The organism is Streptomyces sp. NPDC102274 (assembly GCF_044766385.1).
GTDB lineage: Bacteria > Actinomycetota > Actinomycetes > Streptomycetales > Streptomycetaceae > Streptomyces.
On sequence record NZ_JBIWLW010000001.1, the window covers coordinates 395,026 to 412,242 of the forward strand.

Annotated in this window: 14 protein-coding genes; 8 read left to right on the forward strand and 6 right to left on the reverse strand. The window is 71.6% G+C overall.

The features are described 5' to 3' along the window. Positions 1-3 precede the first annotated feature (3 nt). The 5 genes from ACIRQP_RS01800 to ACIRQP_RS01820 form a co-directional block, all read right to left on the reverse strand. Entirely contained in the window at positions 4-3,168 is a 3,165-nt protein-coding gene (locus ACIRQP_RS01800) for an efflux RND transporter permease subunit (protein WP_403881789.1), read from the reverse strand. Positions 3,169-3,361: 193 nt separating this feature from the next. Continuing rightward, positions 3,362-4,048: a response regulator gene (locus tag ACIRQP_RS01805; protein ID WP_403881792.1), complete on the reverse strand. Its 687-nt coding sequence runs from the start codon at positions 4,046-4,048 to the stop codon at positions 3,362-3,364. Then, entirely contained in the window at positions 4,045-5,286 is a 1,242-nt protein-coding gene (locus ACIRQP_RS01810) for a sensor histidine kinase (RefSeq protein WP_403881795.1), read from the reverse strand. Before ACIRQP_RS01810 ends, ACIRQP_RS01805 begins: the two co-directional genes overlap by 4 nt. Before the next feature lie 203 nt (positions 5,287-5,489). Next, positions 5,490-5,771, reverse strand: a complete 282-nt coding sequence (locus ACIRQP_RS01815) for a hypothetical protein (RefSeq protein ID WP_403881797.1) — start codon at positions 5,769-5,771, stop codon at positions 5,490-5,492. Between the two features lie 9 nt (positions 5,772-5,780). Beyond that, positions 5,781-6,548: a PspA/IM30 family protein gene (locus ACIRQP_RS01820; protein ID WP_129769806.1), complete on the reverse strand. Its 768-nt coding sequence runs from the start codon at positions 6,546-6,548 to the stop codon at positions 5,781-5,783. Positions 6,549-6,832: 284 nt separating this feature from the next. Between ACIRQP_RS01820 and ACIRQP_RS01825 the strand changes: the two genes are divergently transcribed. The 4 genes from ACIRQP_RS01825 to ACIRQP_RS01840 all read left to right on the forward strand — a co-directional run bounded on the left by ACIRQP_RS01825 (position 6,833) and on the right by ACIRQP_RS01840 (position 11,341). After that, a complete protein-coding gene (locus ACIRQP_RS01825) occupies positions 6,833-7,429 on the forward strand; it encodes a DUF3043 domain-containing protein (RefSeq protein ID WP_403881799.1) in 597 nt (198 codons plus the stop codon). A 71-nt stretch (positions 7,430-7,500) separates the two neighbouring features. Continuing rightward, positions 7,501-8,223, forward strand: coding sequence for a class I SAM-dependent methyltransferase (locus ACIRQP_RS01830; RefSeq protein WP_403882124.1), 723 nt, complete (start codon positions 7,501-7,503; stop codon positions 8,221-8,223). A 78-nt stretch (positions 8,224-8,301) separates the two neighbouring features. Next, positions 8,302-10,101 carry an ABC transporter ATP-binding protein gene (locus tag ACIRQP_RS01835; RefSeq protein WP_403882127.1) on the forward strand — a complete coding sequence of 600 codons (1,800 nt, stop codon included), beginning with the start codon at positions 8,302-8,304 and terminating at the stop codon, positions 10,099-10,101. A 151-nt stretch (positions 10,102-10,252) separates the two neighbouring features. Continuing rightward, entirely contained in the window at positions 10,253-11,341 is a 1,089-nt protein-coding gene (locus ACIRQP_RS01840) for a S1C family serine protease (RefSeq protein WP_403881801.1), read from the forward strand. Positions 11,342-11,405: 64 nt separating this feature from the next. Here ACIRQP_RS01840 and ACIRQP_RS01845 read toward each other — a convergent pair whose 3' ends face one another. After that, positions 11,406-11,615 carry a hypothetical protein gene (locus ACIRQP_RS01845; RefSeq protein WP_403881803.1) on the reverse strand — a complete coding sequence of 70 codons (210 nt, stop codon included), beginning with the start codon at positions 11,613-11,615 and terminating at the stop codon, positions 11,406-11,408. 92 nt (positions 11,616-11,707) lie between these two features. Here ACIRQP_RS01845 and ACIRQP_RS01850 point away from each other — a divergent pair, with 92 nt between their 5' ends. The 4 genes from ACIRQP_RS01850 to ACIRQP_RS01865 all read left to right on the forward strand — a co-directional run bounded on the left by ACIRQP_RS01850 (position 11,708) and on the right by ACIRQP_RS01865 (position 17,018). After that, positions 11,708-12,916: a bifunctional adenosylcobinamide kinase/adenosylcobinamide-phosphate guanylyltransferase gene (locus ACIRQP_RS01850; protein WP_403881805.1), complete on the forward strand. Its 1,209-nt coding sequence runs from the start codon at positions 11,708-11,710 to the stop codon at positions 12,914-12,916. Positions 12,917-13,150: 234 nt separating this feature from the next. Further along, on the forward strand, positions 13,151-14,239 hold the full coding sequence (gene cobT / locus ACIRQP_RS01855; protein WP_403881807.1) for a nicotinate-nucleotide--dimethylbenzimidazole phosphoribosyltransferase: 1,089 nt from the start codon (positions 13,151-13,153) through the stop codon (positions 14,237-14,239). Positions 14,240-14,314: 75 nt separating this feature from the next. Then, complete coding sequence (locus tag ACIRQP_RS01860) at positions 14,315-16,093, forward strand: phosphatidylglycerol lysyltransferase domain-containing protein (protein ID WP_403881810.1); 1,779 nt, start codon at positions 14,315-14,317, stop codon at positions 16,091-16,093. Between the two features lie 103 nt (positions 16,094-16,196). Then, positions 16,197-17,018 carry an adenosylcobinamide-GDP ribazoletransferase gene (locus ACIRQP_RS01865; RefSeq protein WP_403882130.1) on the forward strand — a complete coding sequence of 274 codons (822 nt, stop codon included), beginning with the start codon at positions 16,197-16,199 and terminating at the stop codon, positions 17,016-17,018. The last annotated feature ends 199 nt before the right edge of the window (positions 17,019-17,217 follow it).

A 17,217-nucleotide genomic window follows, 5' to 3' on the forward strand; every position in this document is an offset into this window, starting at 1 on the left:
ACCTCAGACGTTCGCCGGTTCCGGTTCGCGCGGCGACTCCGCGGCCGGGGTGTCGTTCCGCCTGGCCTGGCGCTTCGCCGCCTTCTTCTTCGCGCGGCGTTCCTTCCGCAGCTCCACCATCGCGTACAGCGTCGGCACGAGCAGCAGCGTCAGCAGCGTCGACGTCACCAGGCCACCGATCACCACGACCGCGAGCGGCTGCGCGATGAAGCCGCCCTCGCCGGTGATGCCCAGCGCCATCGGGAGCAGCGCGAAGATCGTCGCCAGCGCCGTCATCAGGATCGGGCGGAGCCGGTGACGGCCGCCCTCGATGACCGCTTCCACCACGCCCAGACCCTGCGACCGGTACTGGTTGATCAGGTCGATCAACACGATCGCGTTGGTCACCACGATGCCGATCAGCATCAGCATGCCGATCATCGCCGGGACGCCCATCGCCGTACCGGTCAGGACCAGCAGGCCGATCGCACCGGTGGCCGCGAAGGGGATGGAGACCAGCAGGATCAGCGGCTGGATCAGCGAGCGGAAGGTCGCGACCAGGAGCATGAAGACGATCGCGATGGCCGCCAGCATGGCGAGAGCCAGCTTCCCGAAGGCATCGTCCTGGTCCGCGGAGACACCGCCGATGGTCGCGGTCGCGCCCGCCGGCAGATCCAGGGCGTCGATCTTCGACTGGAGCGAGGCGCTGACCGCGCCGGTGTTGTCACCGGTCGGCCGTGCCGTGATCGTCGCGGCCCGCGAGCCGTCGATCCGGGTCATCGAGACCGGACCGGGGACCAGCTTCACGTCCGCGATCTGACCGAGCTTCACCGGGCCCAGGGACAGGTTCTTCAGCTCGGCGATCGTCTTGGCCGGCTTGGCCGAGGTGACGACGACATCCCGCTCGGTGTCGTCCAGGATCGCCTTGCCGGAGGTGGTGCCGCGTACCGCCTGGCCGACCGCGAGACCGAGTGTCGTGTCGTTGAACCCGGCCTCGGCGGCCTTGGCGTTGGCCTTGACCGAGATGCGCGGGACGGACTGCGACAGGTCGCTCTGTACGTCGGTGACGTCGTCGAGCTTCGCGACGGTGGCCTGGACCTCGTCCGAGGCCTCGCGGAGGGTGTCCGCATCGGACGCCTTGACCACGACGCTCAGGTCCTGGCTGCCGAAGCCGCCACCCGCGCCGATCGTCGTCTCGCCGATGCCGTCGACCCCGGCCAGCTCCTTCTCGATGCGGTCCTGCGTCTTCTCGTACGACGCGGAGTCCTTCAGGGTCACCTGGTACGACGCCTGGTTGGCGCCCGTACCGCCGCCGAACGCCGCCGCGAAGCCGGAGGAGCCGACGGTGACCTGGTACTCCTTGATCTCCCCGATGCCGGAGAGGACCTTCTCGACCTTCTTCGCGGAGGCGTCGGCCGCCTCCAGGCTGGTGCCCGGGGTCAACTCCTGCTTGATGGAGAGGACTTCCTGCTCGCCCTGGTCGAAGAAGTTGGTCTTGAGCAGCGGCGCCATGCCGAACGTACCGATCAGGACGACGATCGCGATGACCACGCTGGTGATACGGCGGCGGGTCGCGAAGCGCAGCACCGGTACGTACAGCCGCTGGAGCCTGCTGCGGCCCTCCTTCTCCTCGGCCTGGCGGCGGGCCTCGTCGGGGCTGACCCCGAGGGCGGCCTTCGGCGGGCGCAGGAACCAGTACGAGAGCACCGGCACGACGGTCAGCGAGACGAGCAGGGAGGCGAGCAGCGCCGCCGTGACCGTCAGCGAGAACGAGCCGAACAGCTCGCCGACCATGCCACCGGTCAGACCGATCGGCAGGAACACCGCGACAGTGGTGAGGGTGGAGGCGGTGACCGCTCCCGCGACCTCCTTGACCGCGGTGATGATGGCGCTCTCGCGCTCCTCGCCGTAGCCCAGGTGCCGCTTGATGTTCTCCAGGACGACGATCGAGTCGTCGACCACCCGGCCGATCGCGATGGTCAGCGCGCCGAGGGTGAGCATGTTGAGCGACAGGTCACGCGTCCACAGCACGATCAGCGCCAGGACGATGGAGAGCGGGATGGAGACGGCGGTGACGATGGTGGAGCGGATCGAGGCCAGGAAGACCAGGATCACGACCACGGCGAAGACGAGGCCGAGCGCGCCCTCGGTGGTCAGTCCGGAGATCGACTTGGAGACGGCCGGGCCCTGGTCGCTGACGACGCTGAGGGTGGCGCCGGAGCCGAGGTCCTTGCGGAGGTCGGGCAGCTTTTCCTTGACCGCGTCCGAGATGGCGACGGCGCTGCCGTCGTTGTCCATGGTGGCCGCGACGGCGAGGCTGGGCTTGCCGTTCGTACGGGTCAGCGAGGTCGCGGCGGCCGGCTTCTGCTCGACGGTGGCGATGTCACCGACGCGTACCGGGGAGGGCGTTCCCGCGGAGCCGTTCGCAGAACCGCCCGGGGCCGCCTGGGGCAGTACCCGCAGGTCCTCGATCTGCTTCAGCGAGGTGAATCCGCCGCCGACCTGGACCGTACGGCTCTTGCCGTCCTCGGAGAACGAACCGGCGGGGAAGGTGGCACCGCCGGCCTTCAGCGCCTCGGAGAGCGACATGGTGGTGAGGCCCGCCGCGGCGAGCTTCTTGTCGTCGGGGGTGACGGCGACCTGGAGGTCACGGACACCGTCGACGGAGACCTGGCCGACGCCGGAGATGTCCTCCAGGGCGGGGACGACCGTACGGTCCAGCTGATCGGCCAGCGCCTGCTGGTCCTTGTCGGAGGTGACGGCGAGGACGACGGTCGGAAGGTCGTCCGTCGAGCCGGCCACGACCTGCGGGTCGACATCGGTGGGGAGCTGGGAGCGCGCGCGGTTGACGGCCTGCTGGACATCGGCGACGAGCTGCTTGGTGTCAGCGTCCCCGAAGTCGAAGCTGGCCATGACGACGGCGCTGCCCTCGCTGGCCGTGGAGGTGACGCCGCTGATGCCGTCGACAGCCTTGATGGAGTTTTCGAGCGGTTCGACGACTTGCTTCTCGACCACATCGGGAGAGGCGCCCTGGTAGGGGGCGATCACCGACACCATGGGGAGTTCGATGGTGGGCAGGAGCTGCTGCTTGAGCTGCGGTATCGCGATGGCTCCGAAGACGATCGCGATGATCGACATCAGCCCTATCAGGGCCCGTTGCGCGAGGCTGAATCTTGACAGCCAGGACATTGGGTGTCTCTCTTCTGTGGTGTACGCGGCAGGTGGACGCGGCGGCTCGGCCACGGAGGGCACTGCGGCGCCTCCGCGGATGGGCACAACGGCCCCTCTATACGATCGGCCATCAGCGGGGGCCGATGTGTAGACCGCAGGTCGAGTTCCTTGTCCGGCGCGTACCGCGCCTGGAGTACGCGCGAGCGGTGTGCTACTCCACCCTTGGACGGACCAGGCCCGATTCGTAGGCGATTACTACCAATTGGGCCCTGTCACGAGCCCCGAGTTTTGCCATAGCGCGGTTTACATGGGTCTTGACCGTCAGCGGACTGACCTGGAGGCGCTCCGCGATCTCGTCATTGGAGTGGCCGCCCGCGACCAGCACCAGCACCTCGCGCTCGCGCCCCGTGAGCGCGTCCAGCCGCTCCGGGCTGACCCCCGGGTCCGCGTGCTCGCCCGAACTCGCGCCCTGTGCGAGGAAGGTGGCGATGAGGCCCTTCGTCGCGACGGGCGACAGCAGCGCCTCGCCCGCCGCCGCGATCCGGATGGCGTTGAGCAGTTCCTCCGGCTCCGCGCCCTTGCCGAGGAAACCGGAGGCCCCGGCGCGCAGCGACTGCACCACGTACTCGTCGACCTCGAAAGTGGTCAGCATCACGACATGCACCCCGGCGAGGTCCGGCTCCGCGCTGATCATGCGGGTGGCGGCGAGACCGTCCGTGCCGGGCATCCTGATGTCCATCAGGACGACATCGGGCCGGGCGGAGCGGGCGAGGGCCACGGCCTGCGCGCCGTCGGCGGCCTCCGCGACGACCTCCATGTCCGGCTCGGAGTCCACCAGTACCCGGAACGCGCTGCGCAGCAGCGTCTGGTCGTCGGCGAGCAGGACCCGGATCGTCATACGTTCTCCCCCGTGCGGTTCTTGACCGGCAGTATCGCCTGGGTGCGGAAGCCGCCGCCGTAGCGGGGCCCCGCGGTGAGGCTGCCGCCGAGAGCGGTGACGCGCTCGCGCATGCCGATGAGGCCATGGCCGCCGCCGTCCGCGGGCTCGCCCGTGCCCCGGCCGTCGTCCAGCACGGTGATCTCTATGGTGGCGCCCACGCGTACGACGCTGACCTCGGCCTTCGCCGCCTGCCCGGCGTGCTTCCTTACGTTGGTCAGGGACTCCTGGATGATCCGGTACGCGGCGAGGTCGACGGCGGCGGGAAGGAGGCTCTCCGGGGCGCCCGCCCCGTTCGCCACGAACTCCACGGGCAGGCCCGCGTTACGGAAGGTGTCGAGGAGCCCGTCGATGTGGGCGAGACCGGGGGCCGGTTCGGTGGGGGCCGCCGGGTCGCCGGACTGGCGCAGCAGCCCGACGGTGGCGCGCAGTTCGTTGAGCGCGGAGCGGCTGGCCTCCCGTACATGGGCGAGGGCTTCCTTGGCCTGGTCGGGGCGCTTGTCCATGACGTGCGAGGCGACGCCGGCCTGCACATTGACCAGGGCGATGTGGTGGGCGACCACATCGTGCAGATCGCGGGCGATGCGCAGCCGTTCCTCGGCGACGCGGCGGCGCGCCTCCTCCTCACGGGTGCGTTCGGCGCGTTCCGCGCGTTCGCGCATGGCGTCGATGAAGCCGCGGCGGCTGCGTACGGCGTCTCCCGCGGCGCTCGCCATGCCGGTCCAGGCGAATATCGACAGATTCTGCTGGGAGTACCAGGGGTCGGGACTCAGCAACATCGCGACGGCGGTGAGGACGGCCATGGTCGCGAGACCGACCCGCCAGGTGGTGGGCCGGTCGGTGTGGGCGCCGACGGTGTAGAGCGCGATGACGGCGCTGAACACCACGGTCACGGGGGGATGCCCCGTGAACAGATCGAGGAGGGTCAGCCCGCCGGTGCACAGCAGTACGGGCATGGGTGCGCGGCGGCGGAAGGCGAGCGCTCCCGCGGCGAGCACCATGAGTACGACGCCGAGCGGGTCCGGGGTGCGGGTGCCGAAGGTGGGGCCGCCGGGACCGGTGTGCTTCTCGGCGAACGAGCCGAGCACCATGCCGGCGAGGACGGCCGCGGCCAGCACTCCGTCGGACGCGAGCGGATGCGCGCGCACCCGGTTCCGCGCGCGGACGAGCGCTGTTCCGAGGGAGGTCACGTCGGGCATCCGGAAGGGGTCACGGAGCAACGGTACGGGTTACGGATGGCGGCGCCCACGCGCATGGGCGCCGTACCCCGGACGCGGGCCGTACATACGCGTGCCCGCGCGACCGTACATACGCGTGCCCCGAGACATACGCGTGCCCCGAGCCGCCGGACAGAGCCGGGGACGCGGGGCACGCGGGAGTGCTGGAGTGCGGGAGAAGCCGGTCAGGCCGACGGGATCAGACCCTCGTCGTTCAGCATCTCGCGGACCTCTTCCAGGGTCGCGCCAGGAGCGGGCAGGATCAGTTCGGACGGCTCCAGGGAGTCGTCGGGCAGCGGCTCGCCGAGCTCGCGCACCTTGTCCAGGAGGGCGTGGAACGTACGGCGGAAGCCGTCCCTGTCGCCGTTCCTGATCTCGGCCAGCAGCTCGTCGTCCAGCGTGTCGAGTTCGGTGAAGTGGCTGTCCGCCAGCTTCACCTGGCCCTCCCCCATGATCCGTACGATCATGACGAATCCCTACTGCTTGTCGAATTTGTTCGAAGTCGGCGGGGCGTCCTGGGTGCCGCCCTCGATCGCCTGCTTCGGAGCCGAGCCGCCCGCGAGCTCCGCCTTCATACGCTGGAGCTCCAGCTCGACGTCCGTACCGCCGGAGATACGGTCCAGCTCGGCGGCGATGTCGTCCTTCGCCATCCCGGACTGGTCGTCCAGGGCGCCGGAGGCCAGCAGCTCGTCGATCGCGCCGGCGCGCGCCTGCAGCTGCGCGGTCTTGTCCTCCGCGCGCTGGATCGCCATACCGACGTCGCCCATCTCCTCGGAGATGCCCGAGAAGGCCTCCCCGATCCGGGTCTGCGCCTGTGCCGCGGTGTAGGTGGCCTTGATGGTCTCCTTCTTCGTACGGAAGGCATCGACCTTGGCCTGGAGGCGCTGCGCGGCGAGCGTGAGCTTCTCCTCCTCGCCCTGCAGCGTCTGGTGCTGCGTCTCCAGGTCGGTGACCTGCTGCTGGAGCGAGGCACGGCGGGAGAGCGCCTCGCGCGCCAGGTCCTCCCGGCCGAGCGCCAGCGCCTTGCGGCCCTGGTCCTCCAGCTTCGACGACTGGCCCTGCAGCTGATTCAGCTGCAACTCCAGCCGCTTGCGCGACGTCGCCACATCGGCGACCCCGCGGCGTACCTTCTGCAGCAGCTCAAGCTGCTTCTGGTACGAGTAGTCAAGGGTCTCGCGCGGATCCTCGGCCCGGTCAAGGGCCTTGTTGGCTTTCGCGCGGAAGATCATCCCCATACGCTTCATGACACCGCTCATGGGCTTCGCGCGCCCCCTTCTGACGGACTACAGCTCCAGCACTCCAACAGAACCCACAGTACGGGCCCTGCCTCTATTACCGCACTGTTCGAGCGCGGATGCGCTCCTCCCCAAGGACGACTGCTCCGCGCCCCGGTCAGGCGCAGGGAGTAGACGGCCGTCAGGGACAGGGGAACAAAGTCCCCCTCTGTCCACATACAGACGCTCGCTGTTGCGGGATCGTTCCCCGCGGGGGTGGGGTCCAACCACGACACCCCGTACCCTTGGGTTTTGTGTTCCGAAGCCGTTCCAAGGAAGAGAAGGCCCCCGCCACCCAGGTGACACCGGGCCTCTCCACGCAGCCCCGCGACCCGCAGGCCCCCAAGGGCCGCCCGACTCCCAAGCGCAGTGACGCGCAGACGCAGCGACGTCGCGCCTCCACGACGCCGACCGACCGCAAGACGGCCATGAAGCGCCAGCGCGAGGCACGCCGCGCGGATATGGCGAAGCAGCGCGAGGCGCTGGCGAGTGGTGACGAGCGCTATCTGCCCGCCCGTGACAAGGGGCCGGTACGCCGCTTCGTCCGCGACTTCGTCGACTCACGCTTCTGCATGGCCGAGTTCTTCCTGCCGCTCGCGGTGGTGATCCTCGTACTGAGCATGATCAGGGTCGGCGCCCTCCAGAACATCGCGCTGCTGCTGTGGCTCGGTGTGATCGTGCTGATCGTCATCGACTCGATCGGGCTCTGGTTCCGGCTGAAGAAGCAGCTCGCCGAGCGCTTCCCGGACACCCCGAAGCGCGGTGCGGTGGCCTACGGCCTGATGCGTACGCTCCAGATGCGCCGACTGCGGCTGCCGAAGCCGCAGGTCAAGCGCGGAGAGCGGCCCTGAGCGCGGACGTCTCCGGCTGCGCGGAAGGCCAGGCCGAGCGGCCGACCGGCCACGGCGGGCTGCGCCATGTCATCCGGCGGGAACTCGTCGCGCGCCAGCTCGACGAGCAGATCGCCGGCCGCTTCCCGGTGGGACAGCGGCTGCGCGTCCTGGACGTCGGCATGGGACAGGGCACCCAGGCGCTGCGCCTGGCGCGCGCCGGACACACGGTCACCGGGCTGGAGTCGGACGCCGAGCTGCTCACCACGGCGCGTGCGACGCTGGCCGACGAGCCCGCGGGCATACGTGAGCGGGTCAGGCTGATAGAGGCCGACGGCCTGGAGACCGGGGTGCACTTCCTGCCCGGCAGCTTCGACGTGGTCCTCTGCCATGGCGTGCTGATGTACAGCGACGAGCGGGACGCGCTGCTCGCCGGGCTGGCCAGGATGCTGGCGCCGGGCGGCCTGCTGTCGCTGCTCGTACGCAACGGGGACACCCTGGCCCTGCGGCCCGGCCTCGCCGGGGACTGGGCGGGGGCACTGGACTCCTTCGACGCGGACAGCTATGTCAACCGGCTGGGGCTGCTCGTACGCGCGGACCGGCTGGAGGCGCTCACCGCCACGCTGGCGGGGATCGCCGCGCCGCTGCACGCGTGGTACGGCGTACGCGTCTTCACGGACGGTGCGGCTGGGGGCGCGGAACCACCGGCCGGGGACGAACTGGAACGGCTGCTGGCCCTGGAGGACCGGGCGGGGCGCACCGAGCCGTACCGCAGGGTCGCCGCGCTGCTGCATCTGTGCGGCGTGCGCGGCTGAGCCCCGGGACATGACCGGAGCGGGGAGTCAGTCAGGTGAAGGGCGCCCGCACGCGTCCTCACGGTCGTGAGCAGCAGCGTGAGCAGCAGAGAGAGCGGCGGCACAGCCGGCGCACCCGAGACGGCCCGGCTCTCCGCCGGGGAGACCTGGCGGGCCCTGTACCGGCACTTCCGGCCGCATCGCCGGATCGTCGCCCTCGGCGCCTTCCTGGCGCTGATCGGCGCGGCGAGCGGACTGGCCCAGCCGCTCGCCGCCAAGGCCCTGGTCGAACGGCTCGGCGAGGACGGTTCGATCACCGGCATCCTGCTGGTGCTCACGGGGCTGGTGGTGTTCGGTACGGCGATCGAGGCGCTCGCCTCGTATCTCCTGGAGCGGACCGCCGAGTCCGTCGTCCTCGCCGCCCGCCGCACCCTGATCGGGCGGCTGCTGCGGCTGCGGCTGCCCGAGGTGGAGCGGACCCAGCCGGGCGATCTGATGTCCCGGGTCACCTCCGACACCACCCTGCTGCGCGCGGTGACGACCCAGTCGATCGTCTCGGCGGGCACCGGCGGGCTCGCGTTCCTGGCGACCGTCGCGCTGATGGGCGTGATGGACGCGGTACTGCTCGGGGTGACGCTGGGGGTGATCGTGGTGATCGGCTCCGCCGTGGCGCTGGTCATGCCCAGGATCTCGCGGGCGACGCGACGGTCGCAGGAGGCGGTCGGCCATATATCCACCGTGCTGGAGCGGGCCTTCGGCGCGTTCCGTACGGTCAAGGCGTCGGGCGCGGAGGAGCGCGAGGCCGCCGTGGTGGAGGCGGCGGCGCGGGAGGCGTGGCGGCACGGTGTGCGGGCCGCGAAGTGGCAGTCGCTGGCCGGGTCCTCGGTCGGACTGGCCGTACAGGTGTCGTTCCTGGCGGTGCTGGGCATCGGCGGGGCGCGGGTGGCCTCGGGGGCCATCTCCATCTCGACGCTGATCGCGTTTCTCCTGTTCCTGTTCTATCTGATGGATCCGGTGTCGAAGCTGGTGCAGGCGGTGACGCAGTACCAGGTGGGATCGGCGGCCGTCGCCAGGATCGCGGAGGCGGAGCGGCTGGAGACGGAGGTCCTGGAGCCCTCCGCCGTGCCGACGGGGACGGCCGGGCGCACCGGTGGGAGCCCGGCCACCGTGACCTTCGAGGACGTCACCTTCCGGTACCGCGAGGAGCTTCCGTATGTCCATCACGGCGTCTCCTTCGAGATCCCCGGCCCCGGGATGACGGCCTTCGTCGGCCCCTCGGGCGCCGGCAAGACAACCGTCTTCGGGCTGATCGAACGGTTCTACGAGGCCACCGGCGGCCGGGTCCTGGTCGACGGCAGGGACGTACGCGACTGGCCGCTCCCCGAGCTGCGCGCCACGATCGGCTATGTCGAGCAGGACGCGCCCGTGCTGGCCGGGACGCTGCGCGAGAATCTGGTCTTCGCCGCCCCCGACGCCACCGACGAGCGGATCCGGGAAGTGCTCGTACGGGCCAGGCTGGACGGGCTCGTGGAGCGGCTGCCGGACGGCCTGGAGACGCTGGTCGGCCACCGCGGCTCCAAGCTGTCGGGCGGCGAGCGCCAGCGCGTGGCGATCGCGCGGGCGCTGCTGCGCGGGCCCCGGCTGCTGCTCCTGGACGAGGCGACGTCCCAGCTGGACGCGGTCAACGAGCTGGCGCTGCGGGACGCGGTGGCGGAGGCGGCCCGGGAGGTGACGGTGCTGGTGGTGGCGCACCGGCTGTCGACGGTGACGCTCGCGGACCGCATCGTGGTGATGGACGCGGGCAAGGTGCGGGCGGTGGGCACGCACGACGAGCTGGTGGCGAACGATCCGCTGTACGGGGAGCTGGCCGCCACCCAGTTCCTGGCGGCGGCGCGCTGAGCCCCTGTCACCGTGCGCCGGCGGTGTCTCAACCTGCTCTCCGCCCCGTCTCCGGCTGTCTCCGCGCGTCTCCGCCAGGCGGTGGCCGGGCGCCCCCTGATCGGCGGTGCACCGCAGGCCACACCGATAGGACAAACGGGATACTCCGGGCATGGATGTTTCCCTTCACCGCCGTCGCGCCCGCCGGCCGCTGCTGCCTCTGACCGCCGCGATCTGTGTGGCGGCGCTGGCCGGCGGCTGTGCCGGCGCCGCCACCCCGGGCTCCCGCATGTCGAACCCCGACATCACGACCCAGGCGGCGGCCGTGCGGCGCGCCGGCAGCGATCTACAGACCGCCTACGAGACGGCGATCAGGAATGTGCTGCCCTCGGTCGTCCAGATCCAGTCCGGGGACAGTCTCGGGTCGGGCGTCGCCTACGACGGACAGGGCCACATCGTCACCAACGCCCATGTCGTCGGCAAACAGCGGACCTTCTCGGTCACCGTGGCCAACAACGAGCAGCCCCTCGGGGCCAAGCTCGTCTTCAGCTTCCCCCAGCAGGATCTGGCCGTGATCAAGCTCGACAAGGTCCCCGCCGGGCTGAAGGCCGCCAAGTTCGGCGAGACCTCAGCGATCGCGGTCGGTCAGATCGTGCTGGCCATGGGGTCACCGCTGGGGCTGTCGGGCAGCGTCACCCAGGGGATCGTCTCGGCGGTCGGACGGACCGTCAGCGAGGGCTCGTCGGGCGGCGGTACGGGCGCCACCATCGCCAACATGGTGCAGACGTCGGCCGCGATCAACCCGGGCAACAGCGGGGGCGCGCTGGTCAATCTGAACAGCGAGGTGATCGGCATCCCGACGCTGGCCGCGATCGATCAGCAACTGGGCAACGGCGCGGCGCCCGGGATCGGCTTCGCGATCCCGGCGTCGACGGTGAAGACGATCGCCGACCAGATCATCAAGAACGGCCGGGTCATCGACTCGGGCCGGGCGGCCCTGGGCATCACCGGCCGTACCGTACTCGGCCCCGACTTCCAGCCGATCGGCGTCGCGGTCGTCGCGGCCACGAGGGGCGGCGCCGCGGCCGAGGCGGGAATCAAGCCCGGGGACATCATCACCAAAATCGACGGCACCCCGGTCACGACGATCATCTCACTGTCCGAGGAACTCGCCTCTGACAAGCCGGGACAGAAGATCAAGGTGACCTTCACACGCACCGGCGCGACGAAGAACGTGGAGGTCACGCTCGGCGAGATGTAGTGCCGCGCACGCCCTCGCGTACGGGCGTCCGCGGACCGGTCCGCGGACGCCCCTGCGCGTACGGTCAGCTCTCGTCGGCCCGCAGACTCATCGGACCGTAGATCTTGGCGCCGTCCTCGAACAGCGTGACCTGGTCCGCGCCCCCGTCGAGGAGCTCCTTCCACGCCTCGCCGACCCACGACTCGGCGTCCCCCTGCGTCGTGAACTCCTCCGGCTCCACCGCCGGCGGGACCTCCGTCCCGTCGGCCTTCTCGAACCGCCACATCCACGCCATGTGCGCCTCCCGGGTCCCGCGGAACTGATCAATTTCCTGCCCGCAGCGTAGCCGGGCGCGCACCGTGAGCGGTGACACGGGAGGATCACCCCGTGGAACTGACTCTGCTCGGCACCGGAGCCCCCGCGGGACTCCCCCGCCCCCACTGCCCCTGCGCCGCCTGCGCGACCGCGCGCGGCGAGCGCGCCCGCGCCGCGACGGCCCTGCTGGTGGACGGCGTCCTGCTGCTCGATCTCACCCCGGGGGCCGCGCTCGCCGCGGCCCGCGCCGGGCACTCCCTCACGGGCGTACGGCAGGTCCTGCTCAGCCATCCGCACAACGGTCCCGCGGTGGAACTGCCCGCCGGACTGCCCACGGCGGGCCGGGTGGCGGACGGCCGGGTGCTGACGCTGCTCAGCGGGCACCGGGTACGGGCGGTGCCGATGGACGCGCCGGGTACGGGGTACGAGGTGACGGCGCCCGACGGCGAGCGGTTGCTGTATCTGCCGCCCGGCGGGGCGCCCGCGGGTCTGTCACCCGAGAACAGCCGGGCCGCGGCGCCCTACGACATGGCCGCCGTCGATGTGGTGGGGCGGCCCGACGCGGTGGCGCGGCTGCGGGCGGCCGGGGCGATCGGGCCCGACACCGATCTCCTCGCCGTCCACCTCGACCACGATGTGCCGCCGGGCGCGGAGCTGGACCGGCGGCTGGCGGCGGCGGGCGCGCGGGCCGTGCCCGATGGGACGACGCTGACGATCGACGCGTACCACCCCATGCCCGAGGTGCCACGGCGCACGCTGGTGACGGGCGGGGCACGCTCGGGCAAGTCCCGGGAAGCGGAACGGCGGCTCGCGGCCTTTCCCGGCGTGCTGTACGTGGCGACCGGCGGCGGCCGCGAGGGCGATCCGGAATGGGACGCCCGGGTCCGCGCACACCGTGAGCGCCGGCCGGGATCCTGGCGCACGGAGGAGACCTGCGACCTCGTACCGCTGCTCACGGCGGAGGGGCCGCCGCTGCTGATCGACTGCCTGTCGCTGTGGCTGACGGACGCGATGGACCGGGTGAACGCGTGGGACGACGCGGCATGGGCGGCGGGCGGCGAGAAGGCGCTGCGGGAGCGGACGGAGGCGCTGGTGGCGGCGGTGCGGGGGACGCGGCGCACGGTGGTGGCGGTGACGAACGAGGTGGGGGCGGGGGTGGTGCCGGGGACGGTGTCGGGGAGGCGGTTCCGGGACGAGCTGGGGAGGCTGAACGCGGGGGTGGCCGAGGAGTGTGAGCATGTGCTGCTGGTGGTGGCGGGCCAGGCGGTGACGCTGCGGTAGCCCGTGCGGGGCGGGAGGGGGAGGCGGTCGCCGGGTCGCGGTCGTTGTGCCTGGTGCCGGGGGTAGGTGCCGCCCGGTGGGCCCGGCTGCTCGCCGCCTCGGCAGGGCCGAGCGGGCCCGGTGCGGGAGATTGCCCGCACCCGCCACCCGCGCGGACCCGCTCATGAAAACCGGCCACAGCCAAAGACGAACGCGCCCCGGACCTCGCTCCCGGCGGACGGTACTCTCAGCGAAATGAGCTCGCTTAATCTCGATGACTTCTCCGATCTGATCGAGCGCCCCGACAGCGGTACGCGGCGCGACGCCGAGGAACGGCGTGAGCGGCTGGCCGTGCCGAGCGGGGCGCTGGGGCGCCTGGATGAGCTCGGCGAGTGGCTCTCCGCCGCGCAGGGGTCCGTACCGGTCAAGGCCGTCCGGCAGCCCCGCGTCGTGCTGTTCGCGGGTGATCACGGCGTCGCCGCGCTCGATGTCTCGGGACGGCCCGCAGGCAGCGCGCAGTCGCTGGTGCGCGCGGTGCTGGAGGGCGAGAGCCCCGTCGCCGTGCTGGCCCGGCTGGCGGAGGTGCCGGTGCGGATCGTGGACGCCGGGCTCGACTGCGATCCGGCGCTGCTGCCCGACGAGGTCGTACGGCACCGGGTGCGGCGTGGCTCCGGGCGGATCGACATCGAGGACGCGCTGACCGTCGAGGAGGCCGAGCGGGCCGTACGGCTCGGGATGGCGATCGCGGACGAGGAGGCGGACTCGGGCACGGATCTCGTCGTACTGGGCGATCTGAGCGTCGGCGGCACGACGTCCGCGGCCACCTTGATCGCCGCGCTGTGCGGTACGGACGCGTCCGTGGTGACCGGGCGCGGTGGCGCGGGGATCGATGATCTGGCCTGGATGCGCAAGTGCGCGGCGGTGCGGGACGCGCTGCGCCGGGCGCGGCCGGTGCTGGGGGATCAGCTGGAGCTGCTGGCGACGGTGGGTGGCGCGGATCTGGCCGCGATGACCGGGTTCCTGTTGCAGAGCGCGGTACGGCGGATGCCGGTGATCCTGGACGGTGTGGTCTCGGCGGCCTGCGCGCTGGTCGGCCAGCGGGCGGCGTTCCGCGCTCCCGACTGGTGGCTCGCGGGGCAGTTGAGCGGGGAGCCCGCGCAGGCGAAGGCGCTGGACAGGATGGCGCTCAACCCGCTGCTGGACCAGGGCGTCACCGTAGGTGAGGGATCCGGGGCGCTGCTCGCGCTGCCGCTCGTCCGGGCCGCCGCCGCTCTCGCGGCCGAGCTGCCGGAGCGGACCGGGACGGAGCCGGCGGAGGGCTCCGCGGAGTACGTCACCGAGTGAGGCATCGGTGCGGTCGCTACCACGGGCGGCCGTATCAGTCTGCATGAAGCACGATGCCCCATATGATCGTGTTTTATGGGAGAAGTCCGCATGGCCGTCTATCCATTGGGCCGGGCGACCGGGGCGAGCCGGACCAGCGAACGTGCGCGGCGCGGCGCGGCGTTCGCGGTCTGGTATTTGCGCGCCGTCACCTTCGTCAACTTCCTGAGCGCCGTGTGGGTCTCGTTCGGACAGGATCTGCGGCGGCACAACGTCGACAACTTCTTCACCCCGTATCTGCTCACCGCGGGCTTCGCGTCCGGTGTCTGCACGCTCTTCCTCGCGATCACCATGCGCCGACGCAAGCGTGCCGCCTGGATTCTCAATCTCGTTCTCGCCGGGTCCTTCCTGATGCTGTTCGCGTTCGTGATGGTCTTTCCGGAGATCAGGCGGTATCCGCAGAACTGGATCTCGCTGGGGCTGACCGGCGCCTTCGTCTGCGCACTGCTGCTGGGGCGGCGGGAGTTCTACGCGAAGGGCGACCGCTCCAACCCGCGGCTGGCGGCGGCCGTGGCGATCGGCGGGCTGCTGGCCACCTCGCTGCTGGCCGCGCTGCTCGTCACCGTCACCAACACCGCCGGGGGGCCCTCGTCGTTCACCGAGCGCTGGCGGTACGGCACGGCACGGCTGGTCTCGCTGACGGCCGACGGGTCCCGTTTCCCGGGGATCACCACACCGGGCTGGGTCAATGTCACCATCAACGTCCTGTCCACGCTGCTGCTGCTCGCCGTGCTGTACGCGGCCTTCCGCTCGCGCCGTGCCGTCGACCCGATCACCGGGGACGACGAGGCGAGGCTGCGGCTGCTCCTGGAGAAGCACGGGGAGCGCGACTCGCTCGGCTACTTCGCGCTGCGCCGCGACAAGAGCGTGAAGTGGTCGCCGACCGGCAAGGCCGCCATCACGTATCGCGTGGTGGGCGGGGTGTCGCTGGCCTCCGGCGACCCGATCGGTGATCCGGAGGCATGGCCCGGCGCGATCGAACCGTGGCTGTCCGAGGCGCGGGAACACGGCTGGCTGCCCGCCGTGATGGGCGCGAGCGAGGAAGCCGGCACGATCTACGCCCGGCACGGCATGGACGCGCTGGAACTGGGCGACGAGGCGCTGGTCGAGACCGCCGACTTCACCCTGGAGGGGCGGGCGATGCGGACCGTGCGCCAGGCGTACAACCGGGTCGCGCGGGCCGGCTACCACGTCACGATCAGACGCCACGAGGACATCCCCGCCGACGAGATGGCCGTGCTGCTGCGCCGCGCCGACGACTGGCGCGACGGCGCGACCGAGCGCGGCTTCTCGATGGCGCTCGGACGGCTGGGCGACCCGGGCGACGGCCGGTGCGTGATGCTCGAATGCCATGACAGGAACGGCGATCTGAGGGCGGTGCTGAGCTTTGTGCCCTGGGGGCCCAAGGGGCTCTCGCTCGATCTCATGCGCCGTGACCGGGACAGCGAGAACGGACTGATGGAGTTCATGGTCATCGAACTCCTGCGGCGCGCGGGGGAGATCGGGATCACGCAGGTCTCGCTGAACTTCGCGATGTTCCGGTCGGTCTTCGAGCGGGGCGCGAGGCTGGGCGCGGGCCCCGTGCTCCGGCTGTGGCGCTCGCTGCTCAGTTTCTTCTCGCGCTGGTGGCAGATCGAGTCGCTGTACCGCGCCAACGCCAAGTACCGGCCGATCTGGGAACCGCGCTTCATGCTCTTCGAGAAGAGCGCCGATCTGCTGCGCATCGGGCTCGCGGCGGGCCGCGCCGAGGGCTTCCTGGAAGCGCCGGGGCTGCCGGGGTGGCTGCACCGCAGAAGGCTGCAGACGCGTCGCTGACCAGGTCCTGTCCGGTCGATCTTCGCGGATCACCGCGGCGTCGCGGGCCCGTGACGATCGGCCGGACCGGGCCCAGGGGGGCTACTCTCGCGCGATGACCCCCATGGACGGCGAACGCGTCGACGGCGAACGCGTGGACGCCGCACGCGCCCCGGTGGCCGACGGCATACGGTTCGCCTTCGGCACCCTCACCGTGCTCCCGGTCCGGCTGACGCGCTGGGATCGCGGCGCCGCCCGTACCGGAATGCTGAGCGCGCCGGCCGCCGGGCTGGTCGTGGGCGCCGGCGCCGCGGGCACCGGCGCGCTGCCGCTCCTCGCGGGCGCGCCACCGCTGCTCGCGGCGGTGGCGGCGGTGGCCGTACCCGCCGTCCTCACCCGCGCGCTCCATCTCGACGGTCTCGCCGACACCGCGGACGGTCTCGGCAGCGGCAGGCCCGCCGAGGACGCGCTGCGGATCATGAAGCGGTCGGACATCGGCCCGTTCGGGGTGGTCACGCTGGTGCTGGTGCTGCTGGGGCAGGTCGCGGCGGTGGCCGGTCTGTACGCGGAGAGCGCGGCGCGCGGCGCGGTGGCGGTGGTCGTCGCCGGGGTGACATCGCGGCTCGCGCTCACCCTGGCCTGCCGTACCGGGGTGCCGCCGGCCCGGCCCGACGGTCTGGGCGCGGCGGTCGCGGAGGCGGTGCCGGTACGGTCCGCCGCGGTCGCCGCGCTGCTCGTCACGGCGGCGTGCGCGGCGGCGGGCGCGCTGTTCGGTCCCGCCGGCGCCGTGCGGCACGCGCTGGCGGCCGTGGCCGGACTGCTCGCGGCGCACCTGCTGCTGCGGCACTGCGTACGGCGCTTCGGCGGGGTCACCGGCGATGTCTTCGGCGCCCTCGCGGAGACGGCCGCGACCGTGGCGCTGGTCGCGCTGACGCTGGGCTCCTGACACCCGCTGCCCGGGGCGCGCTCCGGCGGGCCGCAAAGGTGGGAAAGCCGCCCACAGCCGAAGGAACCGCCGCCCCCGTGAGCGACGAATATCACTGAGCGTAGGCTCATTCCCGCCGCGCGCAGGGCCTGTCGCCCGCTTATACGATGCGGCGGGCACGGTCGGCCCACCCCTCGACCGCCAACGAACCTAACGGAAG

What these genes read in the sequence shown, in the direction of transcription:
- ACIRQP_RS01810 (WP_403881795.1), bottom strand. Translation starts at nt 5,286, where the DNA reads ATGCCCGACGTGACCTCCCTCGGAACAGCGCTCGTCCGCGCGCGGAAC.
- cobT (WP_403881807.1), top strand. Translation starts at nt 13,151, where the DNA reads ATGAGCTCGCTTAATCTCGATGACTTCTCCGATCTGATCGAGCGCCCC.
- ACIRQP_RS01845 (WP_403881803.1), bottom strand. Translation starts at nt 11,615, where the DNA reads ATGGCGTGGATGTGGCGGTTCGAGAAGGCCGACGGGACGGAGGTCCCG.
- ACIRQP_RS01865 (WP_403882130.1), top strand. Translation starts at nt 16,197, where the DNA reads ATGGACGGCGAACGCGTCGACGGCGAACGCGTGGACGCCGCACGCGCC.
- ACIRQP_RS01800 (WP_403881789.1), bottom strand. Translation starts at nt 3,168, where the DNA reads ATGTCCTGGCTGTCAAGATTCAGCCTCGCGCAACGGGCCCTGATAGGG.
- ACIRQP_RS01840 (WP_403881801.1), top strand. Translation starts at nt 10,253, where the DNA reads ATGGATGTTTCCCTTCACCGCCGTCGCGCCCGCCGGCCGCTGCTGCCT.
- ACIRQP_RS01820 (WP_129769806.1), bottom strand. Translation starts at nt 6,548, where the DNA reads ATGAAGCGTATGGGGATGATCTTCCGCGCGAAAGCCAACAAGGCCCTT.
- ACIRQP_RS01815 (WP_403881797.1), bottom strand. Translation starts at nt 5,771, where the DNA reads ATGATCGTACGGATCATGGGGGAGGGCCAGGTGAAGCTGGCGGACAGC.
- ACIRQP_RS01860 (WP_403881810.1), top strand. Translation starts at nt 14,315, where the DNA reads ATGGGAGAAGTCCGCATGGCCGTCTATCCATTGGGCCGGGCGACCGGG.
- ACIRQP_RS01805 (WP_403881792.1), bottom strand. Translation starts at nt 4,048, where the DNA reads ATGACGATCCGGGTCCTGCTCGCCGACGACCAGACGCTGCTGCGCAGC.